We start from the raw sequence: 17,316 nt of genomic DNA on the forward strand, positions 1-17,316 counted from the left end.
GGGCCGGCCCACTGCCGGGCCCCTTCGTCACGTTAGAGGATGTTATGCAGCGGCTGTTGATTGGTTTTTGTGCTCTCTTTTCCCTGGCGGCCCAGGCCGCCCCGCTGACGCCCCCCCAGGGGGGCCAGTACGCCATCGTGGTGCAGGGCAACAACGGCATCGAGTTTGCCCGCCATGCGGATCAGATGATCGCCCCCGCCTCCACCATGAAGGTGCTCACCGCGCTGGCGGCCCGCCTCGAGCTCGGCGCCGACTTCCGCTTCGCCACCGACATCCAGGCTCAGCCTGGCGCCAAGCAGGGCAACGTCATCAACGGCGATATCTGGATCAACTTCGTCGGTGACCCCACCCTGTCACGGATGGACCTGCTGGCCCTGTTCAAGCAGCTTGGCGTCAACCAGATCAAGGGCAACGTCTACGTCAACACCGGCGCCTACAACGGCTACGAGCGCGGCAACGGCTGGTCCTGGGGGGATCAGACCCTCTGCTTCGCCGCCCCCGTCTCCTCGGTCATCATCGACAAGAACTGCGCCTACGCCACCATCACCGCCACCCAGATCGGCAAGCCGGCGGTGGGCAACGTGGCCATCGGGGTCCCCATCGGGGTCGGTGCCGACAACGTGGAGGTGATGAGCTATGGCGACATGGCGCGCCAGTTCTGTGCACTGGAAGTGGACATGGCCAAGGGCAACTTCTACGAGCTCAAGGGCTGCATCACCCCGAACAAGGAGCCCCAGGGGCTGCGTTTCGCCATCCACGACGTGGAAGCCTGGGGCTGGGACAACATCCGCTGGGCCATGGACCGGGCCGGCATCAAGCATGACGGCCTGCTGCGCGTCACCCACAGATCGCCGGACAATGCCGAGACCCTGGGTACCCACTACTCGGTCTCCCTGCCGGTGATGCTGGCTAAGATGTTGAAGAAGTCGGACAACCTCTACGCCGATACCTTCCTCAAGACCGTCGGCCGCCACTACTACAACAAGCCGGGCAGCTATCGCAGCGGCACCATGGCGGTGCGCGCCATCCTGACCAAGAACGGCATCGATCTGGGCAACGCCACCCTGGCCGACGGCTCGGGTCTCTCCGCCCACAACCTCATCAGTGCCCGCCAGATGCTGTCGGTGCTGAACTTCATCCAGAAAAATGATGCGGAGCTCGGCCTCATCAAGCTGCTGCCAAGCTCCCAGGTGGACGGCACCCTGGCCTGGCGGCGCAGCGTTACCGCCCCCATGATGAAGAACAAGGTGCATGCCAAGACCGGCACCATCACCGGCACTTCCAACCTGGTGGGCTTCATCGACACCGCCGGCGGCCAGCGCAAGGCGTTCGTGATGTTCCAGCGCGGCCTGTCGCAGGATCCGGCCACCCACGAGCGTTACCGCGCCAGCAAGGCCCCCTGGCCCTGGACCGTGTTCGAGAAAGGGGTGCTGGAGAGCATCTACCAGCAGCAGCCGATCCAGATCGCCGATGAGGGTTGATCCGCTGCGAGGTGAGTGACGATGACGGCCGGCGCAGTGCGCCTTATCGAAGATGGCGAACGGCCGTATCGACAATTTCCACTTTGACTAGTCACGAGGCGGGGCTATCCTGTGCCCAGCCTCAAATGAATGGAGAGAGAACATGTTTGCAGTGATTTTTGGTCGTCCCGGTTGCCCCTATTGTGTCCGTGCCAAGCAGATTGCCGAGCAACTGGTCGAACAGCGTGACGATTTCAAATTCCGCTACGTGGACATCCACGCCGAGGGCATCACCAAGGAAGATCTGGCCAAGAGCGCCGGCAAGCCGGTCAATACCGTGCCGCAAATCTTCCTGGACGAGCAGCACATCGGTGGCTGCACCGATTTCGAAGCCTATGCCAAAGAGAACCTGGGTCTCTACCAGTAAGTTCACGTTGTAAAAAAGGCGCCATCAGGCGCCTTTTTTCATGGTCGTTCCCCGGCGTCACTCCGCCACCGGGCTGAAGCGGCTCACCACCTGACCCTGATGCTCGATCCACTCCATGAACATGACCACGGGACGGGCATAGACGGCGCCATCCTGCTCCGATTGATAGACCACCAGCTGCTCCCCGGTCTCGGTGTGCAGGGCCAGGGTCAGCACCTGATAATAACCACCCTTGAAGTGACGATAACGACCGGCGGCGGGGGCTTGCATGATGACTTCTCCATGGTGTGGGGACGGGGTCCGGACAGGCCTGACAGCACGCGTCGGGTCCTGTTTTTGGCTGCCGTGGGCAAAAAGAACGGCATTTTTCACGCAAGCCAATCGTGCCAGCGAGCGTGAATATTTCAACACAGTCGGGTAGCTTTGTTAATGAGCCCCTCATCTTTCACTGGATAACCTTGGTTCACACAAACGATCGTGCTGAATTTAACGTTTTAGCAACCCTGTTTCAGGGCTAAAAATCAGGGAATTCTACTAAAAAGAGGATTGTTCTAGCATTCAATTCTGTGAAGAATAGGGGAAAAGAAATTTGATACTAAAAACCGCCTTTTTCGCCAACGCGTCCCCATGGGGAAGGAATCACAGTCACCATGTTCACAATCGACAAGTCGCACAAGCTCGACGATGTCTGCTATGACATCCGCGGCCCGGTGCATAAAGAAGCTCGCCGTCTCGAAGACGAAGGCCACCGCATCATCAAGCTCAACATCGGCAACCCGGCTCCGTTCGGCTTCGAGGCGCCGGAAGAGATCATCAAGGATGTGATCCTCAACATGCCCCAGAGCCAGGGCTACTGCGACTCCAAGGGGCTCTTCTCCGCCCGCAAGGCGGTGATGCAGTACTACCAGCAGAAGGGAATGCGCAAGGTCGACATCGACGACATCTACATCGGCAACGGCGCCAGCGAGCTCATCGTGATGGCGATGCAGGCGCTGCTCAACAACGGCGACGAGATGCTGGTGCCCTCCCCTGACTACCCGCTCTGGACCGCGGCAGTGACCCTCTCCGGCGGCCATGCGGTGCACTACCGCTGCGACGAAGGGGCCGACTGGTATCCGGATCTCGACGACATCCGTGCCCGTATCACCCCGCGCACCCGCGGCCTGGTGCTGATCAACCCCAACAACCCGACCGGCGCCGTCTACGGCAGCGAGTTTTTGCTGGAGGTGATCGAGATCGCCCGCCAGCACAACCTCATCATCTTCGCCGACGAGATTTACGACAAGATCCTCTACGACGACATCTCCCACACCAGCGTCTGCACCCTGTGCGACGATGTGATGGTGGTGACCTTCAACGGCCTCTCCAAGGCCTACCGCGCCTGCGGCTTCCGCCAGGGCTGGATGGTCATCACCGGGCCCAAGGGCCGTGCCAAAGGCTATATCGAGGGGCTGGAGATGCTGGCCTCCATGCGGCTGTGTGCCAACGTGCCGATGCAGCACGCCATCCAGACCGCCCTTGGCGGCTATCAGAGCATCAACGAGCTGATCCTGCCGGGCGGGCGCCTGCGCCGCCAGCGTGACAAGGCCTGGGAGCTTTTGAACGAGATCCCCGGGGTCTCCTGCGTCAAGCCCAAGGGGGCGCTCTACATGTTCCCGCGCCTCGATCCCAAGGTGTACGACATTCGCGACGACCAGAAGATGGTGTTCGACCTGCTGCAGCAGGAGAAGCTCTTGCTGGTGCAGGGCACCGGCTTCAACTGGCCGGCGCCGGATCACTTCCGACTGGTGTTCCTGCCCCGCGAAGAGGAGCTGGAAGAGGCCATCGGCCGCCTCGCCCGCTTCCTCAAGGGCTACAAGCAGTAACCGCAACACGGCGTCTGCCCTGGCCTGCGGCTCGCCTGCAGCAGGCCGACCATAAAAAATCCGAAGCGGTCTGCACCGCTTCGGATTTTTTTATGGCGAGAGAGTCCCGTCGCAAGGCCCGCGTTGTGGACTATTTCTCCCCGGTGGCCACTTCGGCAGGCGGCACGGCAGGAGCCTGATACCACTGCTCGCGGGGCACCAGCACGGCCTGCTCCGGCTGAGCCACGAAATTGGGGGACATGATCTGCACCCCGAACTCGTTGAACACATCCTGGATGTGGCCGTGCAGCTCGGTTCTGACCGGACCGGGCAACAGCCCCTCTTTCATCCGCACCTGCAGCTCGTACTCCACGTACCAGTCCTGCAGATTGAGCTGGCGCACCAGCGGGGCCTGCTCCTGATTGATCAGCTGGCAGCGCCTGGCCGCCAGCTCCAGCATGGCGTGCACCTGACGCCAGGGAGTGTCATAGCCGATGGTGACCTTGGTGAGCAGGGCAATGCCCTTGTCGCTTGCCAGTCGGCTCAGGTTGGTCACCTTGCCCCCCACCACCACGGCGTTGGGCAGGGTCACCTCGTGATCGTGGCGCGTCACCAGCTTGGTCGAGAGGGCGCTCAGCTCGGTGACGACCCCCTCCACCTCCCCTATCTGCACCAGATCCCCCGGCCGCAGGGCCCGCGAGTAGATCAGCACCAGGCCGCTCATGGCATGGTTCATGATCCCGGCCGAGCCCAGGGTCACCATCAGACCGAAGAAGACACTCACCCCCTTGAAGGCGTCCGAATCCGCCCCCGGCAGATAGGGATAGGCGACGGTCAGGGCAAACAGCCAGATCACCACCGAGAGCAGACGGCGGGTCGCCCCTATCGTCTCGGAGTGCAGCCCCTGCACCCGGAAATGGCCGCGCTCGATGCGCGCGAAGATGACCGCCAGCATGCGGATGAACAGCTTGGTCAGCACGAAGATGACCAGCACGGTCGCCAGCCCCGGCATGGCGGCGACGATCCCGCCCAGGATGTTGCTGCACAGCTCCAGCAGGGAGGAGCCCAGCTGATCGCTCCAGATCCGGGTATGCGGGAACAGCCCCAGCACATAGGTGAGCCAGCCATAGGTGAGCAGCAGGATCACCAGCCAGGTGAACACGCCGATGACGCGGATCTCCAGGTTGCCGAGCACCTGGCGCCATTGATGGGGGATCAGCCCCTTCTGTTGCAGCAGGTTGTTGGCGAACCAGCGACGTGCCCGCTGGTGCCCCCGTCGCAGCAGCTGCACCACCATCAGAAACAGCAGGGTCACCAGCAGCGTCTTGCCTGCCGCCTTGAGCAGGTAGGTGTTGGAATGCAGCTCCAGCACCTTGACCCGCACATTTTCCAGCCGCAGCCGCACCCGCTCTGCGGCCTGATCCAGGGTCAGCTCATCGAGCCACTCCAGATCTTTTTCCAGCAACACCAGCAGGTGCTTGTCATTGAGCCTGAACTCCCTGGCCTCCTGACCGAGGCGGGTCGAGCTGACCACGGTCACCGGATGGGTCAGATCCTCGGGCTGCAGTTGCCTTACCCGCTCCTTGACGATCCGCACCCGGGCCGCCCCGTCCAGGCGACCGAATTTCGCCTGCAGCATCACTATGGGTTCGTGAAACAGGGTCAGGGTCTGGGCCTGCTCCTGCTCGGTCGGCTCCAGTCTCGGCTCCGCCGCCCACCCGCTATCGACCATGAGCAGGGCCAGCAGCATCCCTGCCAGCCTGATGATCCCTCTGTGCCCCATAACCTCTCCCTCGTGACCGTCCTGTTTCATCATGATGACCACGTTCGGCAACGGACGGGGCAACGGCCCCCTATCCCTCTCCTGGCGTCATCCATGACACATAGGGCTCATCGCCCTCGCTTGCAAAAAATCGAGTCATAACAAAGATCACCAGCAGTAATAGCACTGCAGTCGCGGCGGCGAAAGGGGCAGCACTGCATTGTGCCACTGTGCTCACTTCGCCGGTCTGGCGCCTCAGTCAGGACTCATATTGACATGCTGCCAGAGGCACGCATAAAAATGAACGCCATGACGTCCCCTTCCTGATCCATCGCGCGTCAAGGTGGCGAGCCAGCGACGGCCTTTCACCCTGCTCTGCGCGACATGAGTAAACAACAGGGCCGCTCAACCCCGGTTGAGCGGCCCTGTTTCATCGAGACAGCGGTCTGCTTATCACCCCTGCAGCAGGGCCCCGGCCACCAGCACCGCCATGGTGATGAGGGCCACCCCTATGATGAAGGGCAACACCCAGCGCACGAAGCGATCGTAGGGGATCCTGGCGAGCGCCAGCCCCGCCACCAGGTGGGCGGCGGTGGGGGCGAACAGGTTGATCCAGCCGGAGGCGGACTGGTAGGCGGTGATCACCAGATCCCGCGAAATGCCGGAGAAGTCAGCCAGCGGCCCCATCAGCGGCATGGAGACGGTCGCCAGCCCAGAGGTGGAGGGGATGAAGAAGCTCAGGATGATGTGTACCAGATAGGCCATCAGGATGAAGACCGACGAGGAGAGCCCGCTCACCAACCCCTCGGCCCAGTGCAAGATGGTGTCGATGATGACCCCATGCTCCATCACCACGTAGATGCCGCGTGCCACCGCCACCACCAGCGCCACCCCGATGAGATCCCGCGCCCCGTTCAGGAAGGTTGCCACATAGTTGGACTCCGGCATCCGGTTGATCAACGCGATCAGGATGGAGGCGCTGAAGAAGAGGGTGGAGAGCTCGTCGAACCACCAGCCCAGGGTGGGCAGCAGGTCGATGCCCAGATCGGACCAGGGCACCACTGCATAGATCATCAGCAGGAAGGTGCCGAAGAAGACCAGCATGGTGAGCTTCTGCTTGCCGCTGAAGGCGAGGTTGCCGCTCTTCATCTGGGAGAACTCGTCGTCATAGGCGATGTCGGCCAGCACGGAGCGGGACTTGTCCTGCTGTACCTGCTTGGCGTAGCGCATCACGAACCAGGAGGCGAAGATCACCAGCAGCAGCCATTGCACGACCCGCAGGCCAATCCCCTCCCCGATGGGAATGCCGGCAAAACCGGAGGCGATGCCGGTGGCAAACGGGTTGACGGTGGAGGCGAGCACCCCGACCCCGGAGCCGAGCAATATGATCCCCGCCGCCACCATGCGATCGAAGCCCGCCGCCATCATCACCGGCACGATCAGTGCCCAGAAGGCCACCGTCTCCTCCGCCATGCCGAAGGTGGAACCGCCAAGGGCAAACAGGGCGATCAGCACCGGGATCAGCAGCCGCTCGCGCCCGGCAAAGCCGCGCACGATGGCCCCTACCCCGGCATCCAGCGCCCCGCTCTGCATGGTCACCGCCAGAAAACCGCCAATGATGAGCACGAACAGCGCCACGTCGGCCGCCTTGTGAAAGCCCTGGATCGGTGCCTTGAGCACATCGAATACCCCCTGCGGTTGGGAGGGGAGCTCGGTGTAGCTGCCGGGCACCGGCAACAGCCGCTCGTCGCCGCTGTAATCTGCCACGGCCGCCGCCGCCACCGGCTGCTGGCTCTTGGCCGTCACGTAGTTGTATTTGCCCGCCGGCAGCACCCAGGTGAGGGCCGCCATCAGGGCGATAATGATGAAAAGCAGGGTATAGACAGTGGGGAGTTGGCGCTTCTTGGGCGCCTCATGTGGAGTGGTCATAGCTTCCGTACCTCGGCAATGCCGTCATGTGATCCGATCACCGCCAGACTAGCGGGTTTGATATGGGAAAAAGGTGATCGCGGATAATAAAATTTCGCAACCTGGCGGGATTTTTGCCAAAAAAACAGGGCCCCGCGGGGCCCTGTTTTCACTTGGGTCAGACTCAGAGTTCGACCACGTCGAACTGCACGTCCGGATTCACGTCCGCGTCGTAATCCACCTCGTCCAGCCCGAAACCGAACAGGCGCAGGAACTCCTGCTTGTAGCCGGTGTAGTCGGTCAGATCCGAGAGGTTCTCGCTGGTGATGGACGGCCACAGGTCGCGGCAGGTCTGCTGCACGTCTTCGCGCAGCTCCCAGTCATCCATGCGGATGCGGGCCTGCTCGTCCAGCGCCAGATCGGCGCCGTACAGACGGGTGCGCATCATGCGATCCACCTGCTCCATGCAGCCCTCGTGAATGCCCTTCTCCTTCATGATCTTGAAGGCCATGGAGATGTAGAGCGGCATCACCGGAATGGCGCTTGATGCCTGGGTCACCACGGATTTGAGCACGGCCACGTGGGCGGTGCCGCCCTTGGCAGCCAGATCGCCACGGATGGCGGCGGCGGCGCGGTCCAAATCTTCCTTGGCGCGGCCCAGGGTGCCATGCCAGTAGATGGGCCAGGTCAGATCGGTACCGATGTAGGAGTAGGCCACGGACTTGGCGCCGTCGGCCAGCACGCCCGCATCGCGCAGGGCAGCCATCCACAGCTCCCAATCCTGACCGCCCATGACGGTGATGGTGTTCTGGATCTCTTCCTCGTTCGCCGGCTCGACGGTGGCGGTGATGATCTGATCCTTGTTGGTGTCGATGGCAGTGGTGGTGTAGACCTCGCCGATGGGTTTGAGGGCGGAGCGCACCACTTCACCGGTTTCCGGCATCTTGCGCACCGGCGAGGCCAGGGAGTAGACCACCAGATCAATCTGACCCAGATCCTGCTTGATGAGCTCGATCACCTTGGCGCGGCATTCGTTGGAAAAGGCATCGCCGTTGACGCTTTTCGCGTACAGACCTGCCTCTTTGGCGGCCTTGTCGAAGGCGGCGGAGTTGTACCAGCCGGCGGTACCGGTCTTGGTTTCGCTGCCCGCTTTTTCAAAGAAGACGCCGAGGGTGGCGGCGCCGGAGCCGAAGGCGGCGGCAATGCGAGACGCCAGGCCATAACCTGTGGAGGCACCGATCACCAGCACCTTCTTGGGACCATTCTCGATGGTGCCCTTGGCCTGGGTATAGGCAATCTGACGACGAACATTGGCTTCGCAACCGACCGGGTGAGTGGTGGTGCAGATAAAGCCGCGAACCTTGGGTTTGATGATCATGTGTTGTCTCTTATCCGTTTGATGGATGAAATCGGGGCATAAGATACCTCATCTTGCCGCGATAAGGTGCTCTGATGTGTTGAATCGCAGGGAAAATGAGCAAATGGAGGGACAAAAACCGCCGCCGCCCCTCCTACCGTCACGCCCTCAGGCGGACTTGCCCCATTCCCCCCTGTTGCCGCTCCCCCGCATGGAACAATAAATAACGACAAAACAAGCAGTTCCCCCCAATGGCCAAGGCGATGGCCAAAGAACCTGTACTAGTATTCAGACGGTCGGTTATTGTCATGAAGAGCCTCACAAGGGTCTTAACAAGGAGCTCCGCCATGTTTTGGAATCGCACGGGAAATCACGACAAGAGTGAACAAGCGGCAAAGATCGCAGCACTCGGCGCCTTTGAGCAGGCCATCCAGTCACGGCTGCCCTATATCGAATTCACCCCGGAGGGGGTCATCACCTTCGTCAACGATCGCTTTCTCGCCATCGTGGGCTACGGCCGGGAGGAGGTGATCGGCAAGCACCACAGCTCTCTCTGCTTCCCCGACGATGTCAACACCCGGGAATACGAGCAGCTATGGCAGGAGCTGCGGCGGGGAGAGTCGCGCAGCGGCCGCTTCATTCGGCAGGCCAAATCGGGCAAGGCGGTCTGGCTCGAAGCCAGTTACTTCCCGATCCTCCTCGATGGCAAGGTGAGCAAGGTGGCCAAGGTCGCCTCCAACGTCAGCGAGCAACAATCCACCCTGGAGCGTACCCAGGCGCTGCTGACAGCACTGGACAAGTCCCTGGCCGTCATCGACTTCCAGCCCGATGGCACCGTCATCACCGCCAACCAGAACTTCCTGCACTGTTTTGGCTACCGGCTGGACGAGGTGGTGGGTCAGCCCCACCGCATGTTCTGTGACGAGGAGTTTTATCAGCAGAATCCCAACTTCTGGCGGGATCTCGGATCCGGCGCCATCCAGTCCGGGCTCTTCATGCGCCGCGGCCGCCACGGCGAGAAGATCTGGCTGGAGGCCACCTACAACCCCATCTTCAACCACGAGCGCAAGGTGGTGAAGATCATCAAGCTGGCGAGCGACATCAGCGAGCGAGTGGAGAAATCCATCTCAGTGCGCGAGGCGGCCCAGAAAGCCTGCGCCATCGCCGGTGAGACCGTTTCGAGCGCCGCCAAAGGACGGGAGGTGATCGACAAGGTGCTGGAAACCTCGGCCCACATCAACAGTTCGGTCAGCGAGGTCACCCGGCAGATAGAGAACCTCAACCAGCAGTCGAGAAGCATAGAGTCCATCATCTCGACCATCAGCAGCATCGCGGATCAGACCAACCTGCTGGCGCTCAACGCCGCCATCGAGGCGGCCCGCGCCGGCGAGCAGGGGCGCGGATTTGCGGTGGTGGCCGATGAAGTGCGCCAACTGGCGGCCAGAACCTCCACCTCCACCGGCGAGATCGTCTCCGTCATCCGGCTTAACTCCGACATCACCTCCAGGATCACCCAGACCGTCTCGGTGGTATCGGAAAAGGCGATGGCAGGTCAGGCCCAGGCCGACATCATCGCCGGCGTCATTCAGGAGATCATCGAGGACGCCAACTCCGTCTCGGAGACGGTCAAAGGGCTCTCCATCTAGCCATTTCGCCCACAACAGACAGGCGACGCCGGTGCGTCGCCTGTTTGCTTTGTCTCCTGTGTTACCCGCCTGCATTCGATGGGGTGCTCCGCCCGTTACCCCTCGGCGGTGACGGCCTGCGCCCCCTTGCGCCTGGCCGGCAGTTGCCCCAGCGCGATGCCCAGCAGCACGGCGCCGCAGGCCACCCATTGCAGGGCATTGAGGGTCTCCCCCAACAGCAGGTAGGCCAGCAGCAGGGTAAACACCGGGATGAGATTGACGTAGGCTGCCGCCAGCGTCACCTTCACCTGGGTCACCGACCAGTTGTAGAGCAGGTAGGCCCCGAGCGTCACGCAGGCACCGAGAAAGACGATGACCGCCATATCCTGCCAGGCCCAGTCTGCAGGCCAGGGCTCGCTGAGGGCAAAGGGGGCGAAAAAGAGGGTGCCGACGAAAGCCTGCAGGGCGGTCAGGGTCAGCACGCTGTAGCGGCTACAGAGCTTCTTGAACACCACCGAGTAGGTGGCGGCGCAGAACATGGCTGCCATCTCCAGGCTGTTGCCAAGCAGGGCGTTGGGGGCAGACTCATCGGCTCCGCTGCCAAAACCGAGCAGGGCGATGCCGAAGATGGCCACGGCAAAGCCGAGCAGCTGGCGGCGACTCACCCGCTCCCCGATCAGCAAAAAGGCGACCAGGGCCACCACCAGCGGCAGCAGGGCGCAGACCATGCCCGCCTGGCCGGCGCTGGTGTAGCGCAGGGCGTTGACCTCCAGCAGAAAATAGAGACAAGGCTCCAGTGCCCCCATCAAGGCCAGCCAGCGCCAATCCCCTGGCTGGTAGCGAAAATTGCCGAGATAGCGGTAGCAGCACAGCCAGCAAAGGGCCGCCACGCTCATGCGCATGAAGAGCACCTGACCGAAGCCCCAGACCGCCAGCACGTGCTTGAGCGCGATGAAGGAGCTGGACCAGAGCAGCATCGCCAGAGTCAGGGTAAAAATGGGTAAAGGGCGCACGTTTCCTCCATGAAATTGGCTATTTGAATAATAACCATGCGGCCTTGCGGTTGTTAAAAGGCACCTAAAATCAGATAATACCGCCGCCTTCAAACCGGATAACCAACCTGCAATGACTGAGTACCTGCTTTTACTGGTCGGCACCGTGCTGATCAACAACTTCGTGCTGGTGAAGTTTCTTGGCCTGTGCCCCTTCATGGGCGTCTCCGGCAAGCTGGAAACCGCCATCGGCATGGGGTTGGCGACCACCTTCGTGATGACCCTGGCCAGCGCCTGTTCCTATCTGATGGAACACTATATCCTGATCCCGCTGAACATCGCCTACCTGCGCACGCTCGCCTTCATTCTTGTGATCGCCGTCGTGGTTCAGTTTACCGAGATGGTTATCCGCAAGAGCAGCCCCACTCTCTACCGTCTGCTTGGCATCTTCCTGCCGCTCATCACCACCAACTGTGCCGTGCTGGGGGTGGCGCTGCTCAGCATCAACGAGCACCACAACTTCATCCAGAGCATCATCTACGGCTTTGGTGCCGCCACCGGCTTCTCGCTGGTACTGATCCTGTTTGCCGCCATGCGTGAGCGCCTGGTGGCCGCCGATGTTCCCACCCCGTTTCGCGGCGTCTCCATCGCCATGATCACCGCCGGCCTGATGTCGCTGGCCTTTATGGGCTTTACCGGCCTCATCAAGATATAGCGCTATGATTCACATTCTTTTTGCCGTTCTGGTGTTGGCTCTGCTGGCCCTGGCTTTCGGCATCATTCTGGGCTTTGCCGCTGTCAAGTTTCATGTGGAAGCCGATCCCATCGTCGATCAGCTCGACGCCCTGCTGCCGCAAACCCAGTGCGGCCAGTGCGGCTACCCTGGCTGCAAACCCTACGCCGAGGCACTGGCCAACGGCGATCAGATCAACAAGTGTGTACCCGGTGGCGATGCCACCATGCGCAAGATTGCCGATCTGATGGGGGTCGAACCCCAGCCGCTGGGCGGCGCAGAAGCCGCCGTACCGGTCAAGAAAGTCGCCTTCATCCATGAAGATCAGTGCATCGGCTGCACCAAGTGCATCCAGGCCTGCCCGGTCGATGCCATCGTCGGTGCCACCAAGGCGATGCACACCGTGATCAAGGACGAGTGCACCGGCTGCGATCTCTGCGTCGATCCCTGCCCGACCGACTGCATCGAGATGATCCCGGTACCCACCACGGTCGACAACTGGAAGTGGGATCTCAACAACGTCACCATTCCGGTCAAGATAGTGGAGTAACCATGCAGTCCTTACTCGAACGCATCAAAGCCGGCACCCTGTGGGATTTTCACGGCGGCATTCATCCTCCCGAGAACAAGGAGCAGTCCAGCCTCACCCCCGTGGTGGACGCGGGCCTGCCGCCCCAGCTCATCATTCCGGTACGCCAGCACGCGGGCCCGGCTGGCGATCTGCTGGTGCGGGTCGGCGACCGGGTCAAGAAGGGTCAGCCACTCACCCGTCATGAGAAGGGACGGATCGTGCCGGTGCACGCCTCTACCTCCGGCACCATCACCGCCATCGGGCACCATACGGTGGCCCACCCCTCCGGTCTCGACGATCTCTGCATCACCCTCACCCCGGATGGCGAAGATGCCTGGGGCGAGCGCAAGGGCCAAGCCGACTACTGGAATCTGGAGCGGGGTGAACTGCTCGAGCGCATTCAGCAGGCCGGTATCGCGGGCCTTGGCGGCGCCGTGTTCCCGACTCACAGCAAGCTCGATGGCCGCGGCCAGCTCACCGAGATCCTCATCGTCAACGGCCTCGAATGCGAGCCCTACATCACCACCGATGACCGGCTGATGCAGGAGTATGCCGACGAGATCATGGACGGCATCCGGGTGCTCAAGCACCTGCTCAAACCCAAGCTGACCCTGATCGGGGTGGAAGACAACAAGCCGGCCGCCATCGGCGAGCTGACCCGTCACGCCACCGACGAAGACGTACTGGTCAAGACGGTCCCCACCAAGTACCCCTCGGGCGGCGCCAAGCAGACCATAGAGCTGCTCACCGGTCGTCAGGTACCCAAAGGCGGCCGTGCGGTAGACATGGGCATCATGGTGCTCAACGTGGCCACCGTGTTTGCCATCAAGCGCGCCATCATCGACGGCGAACCGCTCATCTCCCGCATCGTCACCCTCACCGGCGACGCCTTCAAGAAGCCGGGCAACGCCTGGGTGCTGCTGGGCACGCCGGTACGCTGGCTGCTGCAGCGCTTCGAGCTGCAGCCCGAGGCGGATCAGCGGGTCATCATGGGGGGCCCCATGATGGGCTTCACCCTGCCCCACGCCATGGTACCCGTGGTCAAGGCCACCAACTGTCTGCTCTCCCCCACCCGGGCCGAGCTGCCGCCCCCCGGTCCGGAGCAGGCCTGCATTCGCTGCAGCGCCTGTGCCGACGCTTGTCCGGCCAACCTGCTACCGCAGGAGCTCTACTGGTACAGCCGGGCCAAGGAGTACGACAAGGCCGAAGGGCTCAACCTGTTCGACTGCATCGAATGCGGCGCCTGCGCCTGGGTCTGCCCGAGCGAGATCCCGCTGGTGCAGTACTACAAGATTGCCAAGGATGACATCCGCGAAGCTCGCGCCGAGGCCGAGAAGGCCGAGCGCGCCAAGCAGCGCTTCGAGGCCAAGCAGGCCCGCTTCGAGCGGGAGAAAGCCGCCCGCGAAGCCCGCCATGCCGAGGCGGCTGCCCAGCGCCGCCAGGCCATGACAGCGGCCGGCGGAGAGGATCCGGTGGCTGCGGCCCTCGCCCGTCTCAAGGCCAAGCAGGAGGCTCCCGTCACGGCCGTTGCCGCCACTGCCGAAGGTGTGCCCGACAACAGCGCGGTGATCGCCGCCCGTGAGGCCCGCAAGCGGGAGGCGGAAGCCCGCCGCGCCGCCAAGGCGCTCGACACTGCGGCAGCCGAGCCGGGCGATGCCACTGCCACCACAGAGGCGGATCCGAAAAAAGCGGCCATCGCCGCCGCACTGGCGCGGGCCAAGGCCAAGAAGGCAGCCCAGAGCGGTGACGCCGAGGCGGCACAGGCCACCCCGGCGGATGCCACAGCGTCAACCAGTGCTGCTGCCCAGAGCGATCCCAAGAAGGCCGCCATCGCGGCAGCCATTGCCCGCGCCAAGGCGAAGAAAGCGCAAGCTGGCAGCGAGGCAGATGCCACCGAACCAGGCGCTGGCAGCAGTGCGGCAACAACCGAGCCGACCGGTGCGGGGGACGATCCCAAGAAGGCGGCCATTGCCGCCGCCATCGCCCGCGCCAAGGCCAAGAAGGCCGCGGCTCAGGCGCAAGGCGACACCGCCGTGAGCGAGGGTGAAGAGGCTCTTGCGGCGGCCCCTGCTACCGACCCGCAGCCTGACGCTGCCGACGTGGATCCCAAGAAGGCGGCCATTGCCGCCGCCATCGCCCGTGCCAAGGCCAAGAAGGGCGCGGCTCAGGCGCAAGGCGACACCGCCGTGAGCGAGGGTGAAGAGGCCGTTGCGGCTGCGCCAGCAGTAGTTTCGCTGCCTGATGCCGCCGAGGCGGATCCCAAGAAGGCAGCCATCGCCGCCGCCATCGCTCGGGCCAAGGCCAAGAAGGCCGCGGCTCAGGCGCAAGGCGACACCGCCGTGAGCGAGGGTGAAGAGGCCGTTGCGGCGGCCCCTGCCGCCGTCTCGCAACCTGACGCTGCCGACGCGGATCACAAGAAGGCAGCCATCGCCGCAGCTATCGCCCGTGCCAAGGCCAAGAAGGCCGCGGCTCAGGCGCAAGGCGACGCAGCCGTGAGCGAGGGTGAAGCGGCTGTTGCAGCCGCCCCTGCCGCCGTCCCGCAGCCTGATGCTGCCGACGCAGACCCCAAGAAGGCGGCCATCGCTGCCGCCGTGGCCCGCGCCAAGGCCAAGAAGGCCGCGGCTCAGGCGCAAGGTGACACCGCCATAAGCGAGGGTGAAGAGGCTGTTGCAGCAGCCCCTGCCGCCGTCCCGCAGCCTGATGCTGCCGAGGCGGATCCCAAGAAGGCGGCCATCGCTGCCGCCGTGGCCCGTGCCAAGGCCCGGAAACTGGCGGCCGAGGCGGCAGCCCAGGCCTCCCCTTCTCCATCGACCGACAAGAGCCACTGATCCATGTTCAATATCGCGAGTGCGCCGTTTGCCCATAACCGCAGACAGACCCAAACCCTGATGTTGCTGGTGATGCTGGCCTGTCTGCCCGGTTTTCTGGCGCAGAGCTGGTTCTTTGGCTGGGGCACCCTGATCCAGATCCTGCTGGCCCTGGTCACGGCGCTGGCCTCCGAAGCCCTGGTGCTGCGCCTGCGCCAACGCCCCGTCAAGCCAGCCCTGCTGGATGGCAGCGCGGCGCTCACCGCCGTGCTGATCGGTCTCTCCCTGCCGCCGCTGCTGCCCTGGTGGATGCTGGTGCTGGGCACCGCGTTTGCCATCATCATCGCCAAGCACCTCTACGGCGGACTGGGCCAGAACCTGTTCAACCCTGCCATGGTGGCCTACGTGCTGCTGCTGGTCTCCTTCCCGGTGCAGATGACCAGCTGGCTGCCGCCGTCTAGCATCGCCGCCTACGACATCGGCTTTGGTGATGCGGCCTCGGTGATCTTCACCGGCTTCAGCCTGGATGGCTACAGCATGGCCCAGCTCAAGCAGGGAGTGGACGGACTGACCATGGCCACACCGCTGGATACCCTGAAAACCGGGCTGACCCAGGGCCTCACCGCCGGCGAGGTGATGACCCACAAGGTGTTCGAGGGCTGGGGCGGCATCGGCTGGAGTTGGGTCAACCTCGGCTACCTGCTGGGCGGTCTGTTCCTGCTGCAACAGAAGGTGATCAACTGGCGCATCCCGGGGGCCATCCTCGGCGCCCTGCTGCTGGCCGCCACCCTGGGTTATCTGGTGACGCCGGATGCCACCGCCACCCCCATGTTCCACCTGTTCAGCGGCGCCACCATGCTGGGGGCCTTCTTCATCGCCACGGATCCGGTGAGTGCCAGCACCACACCGCGCGGCCGCCTGGTCTATGGCGTGCTCATCGGGGTGCTGGTCTACCTCATCCGCCGCTTTGGCGGCTACCCGGACGCCTTCGCCTTCGCCGTGCTGCTGGCCAACCTGTGCGTGCCGCTGATCGACAGCCTGACACGCCCCAAAGTCTATGGAGCCCGCCGCAAATGATCTCGACAGCCAACGCCTGCATGGCTTGCTGGACAGACAGCCTGAGCTGTCCCGGCGCCCATGACGCCCGTCGTATGAACGTCGCGCACACCTCACTCTCAGGAACGATGCAATGTTAAAGAGCATGCGCAAGAACGGCGTCACCCTGGCCCTGTTCGCCCTGGCCTGTACCGCCCTGGTGGTACTGACCAACGAATTGACCCAGGGCCGGATCGCCCATCAACAGCAGCTGGAGAAGCTGCGCACCCTCTCCGCCCTGCTGCCGGAGGGGAGCTATGACAACGATCTGGTGGCCAGCTGCAAGCTGGTGCAGAGCAAACGCTATCTGGGCAGCGACCAGCCGATGCCCCTCTACACCGCGACCCTGCAGGGCACCACCACCGGCTATGCGCTGGAAACCGTGGCCCCCGACGGCTACAGTGGGGCCATTCGCCTGATCGTCGGCACCGACGCCAAGGGCACCGTCAGCGCGGTGCGGGTGTTGACCCACAACGAGACGCCCGGTCTTGGCGACAAGATAGAGTTGAAAAAATCTGGCTGGATCAACAGCTTCGTCGGCAAGTTTCTCAACCGCGACAACGAATCCAGCTGGGCCGTGAAGAAGGATGGCGGCGAGTTCGACGCCTTCACCGGCGCCACCATCACCCCCAGGGCCGTGGTCAAGGCGGTGAAGAACCTGCTGTTGCTGCAACAGGAGCACCCCGAGCTGCTGCGGGACGCCCCCGCCTGTGACGCCACCCCCTAACGCCGGAG

14 protein-coding genes are annotated in these 17,316 nt (G+C 63.2%); 9 read left to right on the top strand and 5 right to left on the bottom strand.

Going from position 1 to position 17,316, the window contains the following annotated elements:
- Positions 1-44 precede the first annotated feature (44 nt).
- Both dacB and AB5Y95_RS10730 read left to right on the top strand, forming a co-directional pair.
- Entirely contained in the window at positions 45-1,481 is a 1,437-nt protein-coding gene (gene dacB, locus AB5Y95_RS10725; protein ID WP_368160969.1) for a D-alanyl-D-alanine carboxypeptidase/D-alanyl-D-alanine-endopeptidase, read from the top strand.
- Between the two features lie 142 nt (positions 1,482-1,623).
- The gene (locus AB5Y95_RS10730; RefSeq protein WP_010633640.1) at positions 1,624-1,887 is read left to right on the top strand and encodes a GrxA family glutaredoxin; all 264 of its coding nucleotides are present in this window, start codon (positions 1,624-1,626) and stop codon (positions 1,885-1,887) included.
- 57 nt (positions 1,888-1,944) lie between these two features.
- Here AB5Y95_RS10730 and AB5Y95_RS10735 read toward each other — a convergent pair whose 3' ends face one another.
- Positions 1,945-2,157, bottom strand: coding sequence for a DUF1653 domain-containing protein (locus AB5Y95_RS10735; RefSeq protein WP_010633639.1), 213 nt, complete (start codon positions 2,155-2,157; stop codon positions 1,945-1,947).
- 380 nt (positions 2,158-2,537) lie between these two features.
- Between AB5Y95_RS10735 and AB5Y95_RS10740 the strand changes: the two genes are divergently transcribed.
- The gene (locus tag AB5Y95_RS10740) at positions 2,538-3,752 is read left to right on the top strand and encodes a pyridoxal phosphate-dependent aminotransferase (protein WP_005302243.1); all 1,215 of its coding nucleotides are present in this window, start codon (positions 2,538-2,540) and stop codon (positions 3,750-3,752) included.
- A 130-nt stretch (positions 3,753-3,882) separates the two neighbouring features.
- On the opposite strand, the gene AB5Y95_RS10745 is transcribed toward AB5Y95_RS10740, so the two are convergent.
- From AB5Y95_RS10745 to fabV, 3 genes are all read right to left on the bottom strand, one after another.
- A complete protein-coding gene (locus AB5Y95_RS10745) occupies positions 3,883-5,514 on the bottom strand; it encodes a mechanosensitive ion channel family protein (protein WP_017764214.1) in 1,632 nt (543 codons plus the stop codon).
- A gap of 432 nt (positions 5,515-5,946) precedes the next feature.
- Entirely contained in the window at positions 5,947-7,422 is a 1,476-nt protein-coding gene (locus AB5Y95_RS10750) for a YfcC family protein (RefSeq protein ID WP_368160971.1), read from the bottom strand.
- 163 nt (positions 7,423-7,585) lie between these two features.
- Positions 7,586-8,779 carry an enoyl-ACP reductase FabV gene (gene fabV / locus AB5Y95_RS10755; RefSeq protein ID WP_017764212.1) on the bottom strand — a complete coding sequence of 398 codons (1,194 nt, stop codon included), beginning with the start codon at positions 8,777-8,779 and terminating at the stop codon, positions 7,586-7,588.
- 326 nt (positions 8,780-9,105) lie between these two features.
- Here fabV and AB5Y95_RS10760 point away from each other — a divergent pair, with 326 nt between their 5' ends.
- Complete coding sequence (locus AB5Y95_RS10760) at positions 9,106-10,404, top strand: PAS domain-containing methyl-accepting chemotaxis protein (RefSeq protein WP_019840423.1); 1,299 nt, start codon at positions 9,106-9,108, stop codon at positions 10,402-10,404.
- 95 nt (positions 10,405-10,499) lie between these two features.
- Here the strand turns inward: AB5Y95_RS10760 and AB5Y95_RS10765 are convergent, their stop codons facing one another.
- A complete protein-coding gene (locus AB5Y95_RS10765) occupies positions 10,500-11,396 on the bottom strand; it encodes a DMT family transporter (protein ID WP_368160974.1) in 897 nt (298 codons plus the stop codon).
- 112 nt (positions 11,397-11,508) lie between these two features.
- Between AB5Y95_RS10765 and rsxA the strand changes: the two genes are divergently transcribed.
- From rsxA to rsxG, 5 genes are all read left to right on the top strand, one after another.
- On the top strand, positions 11,509-12,090 hold the full coding sequence (gene rsxA / locus AB5Y95_RS10770) for an electron transport complex subunit RsxA (protein WP_005302262.1): 582 nt from the start codon (positions 11,509-11,511) through the stop codon (positions 12,088-12,090).
- 4 nt (positions 12,091-12,094) lie between these two features.
- Positions 12,095-12,658 carry an electron transport complex subunit RsxB gene (rsxB, locus tag AB5Y95_RS10775; protein ID WP_005302265.1) on the top strand — a complete coding sequence of 188 codons (564 nt, stop codon included), beginning with the start codon at positions 12,095-12,097 and terminating at the stop codon, positions 12,656-12,658.
- A gap of 2 nt (positions 12,659-12,660) precedes the next feature.
- On the top strand, positions 12,661-15,507 hold the full coding sequence (gene rsxC / locus AB5Y95_RS10780) for an electron transport complex subunit RsxC (protein WP_368160975.1): 2,847 nt from the start codon (positions 12,661-12,663) through the stop codon (positions 15,505-15,507).
- 3 nt (positions 15,508-15,510) lie between these two features.
- Complete coding sequence (gene rsxD, locus AB5Y95_RS10785; protein ID WP_005302270.1) at positions 15,511-16,563, top strand: electron transport complex subunit RsxD; 1,053 nt, start codon at positions 15,511-15,513, stop codon at positions 16,561-16,563.
- 112 nt (positions 16,564-16,675) lie between these two features.
- Positions 16,676-17,308 (top strand): electron transport complex subunit RsxG, encoded by a 633-nt coding sequence (gene rsxG, locus AB5Y95_RS10790; protein WP_024941107.1) that lies wholly within the window; start codon positions 16,676-16,678, stop codon positions 17,306-17,308.
- Positions 17,309-17,316 lie beyond the last annotated feature (8 nt).

Origin of the sequence: Aeromonas sp. R5-3, from assembly GCF_040908225.1 — a bacterium.
In the GTDB taxonomy this organism is placed as follows: domain Bacteria; phylum Pseudomonadota; class Gammaproteobacteria; order Enterobacterales; family Aeromonadaceae; genus Aeromonas; species Aeromonas dhakensis.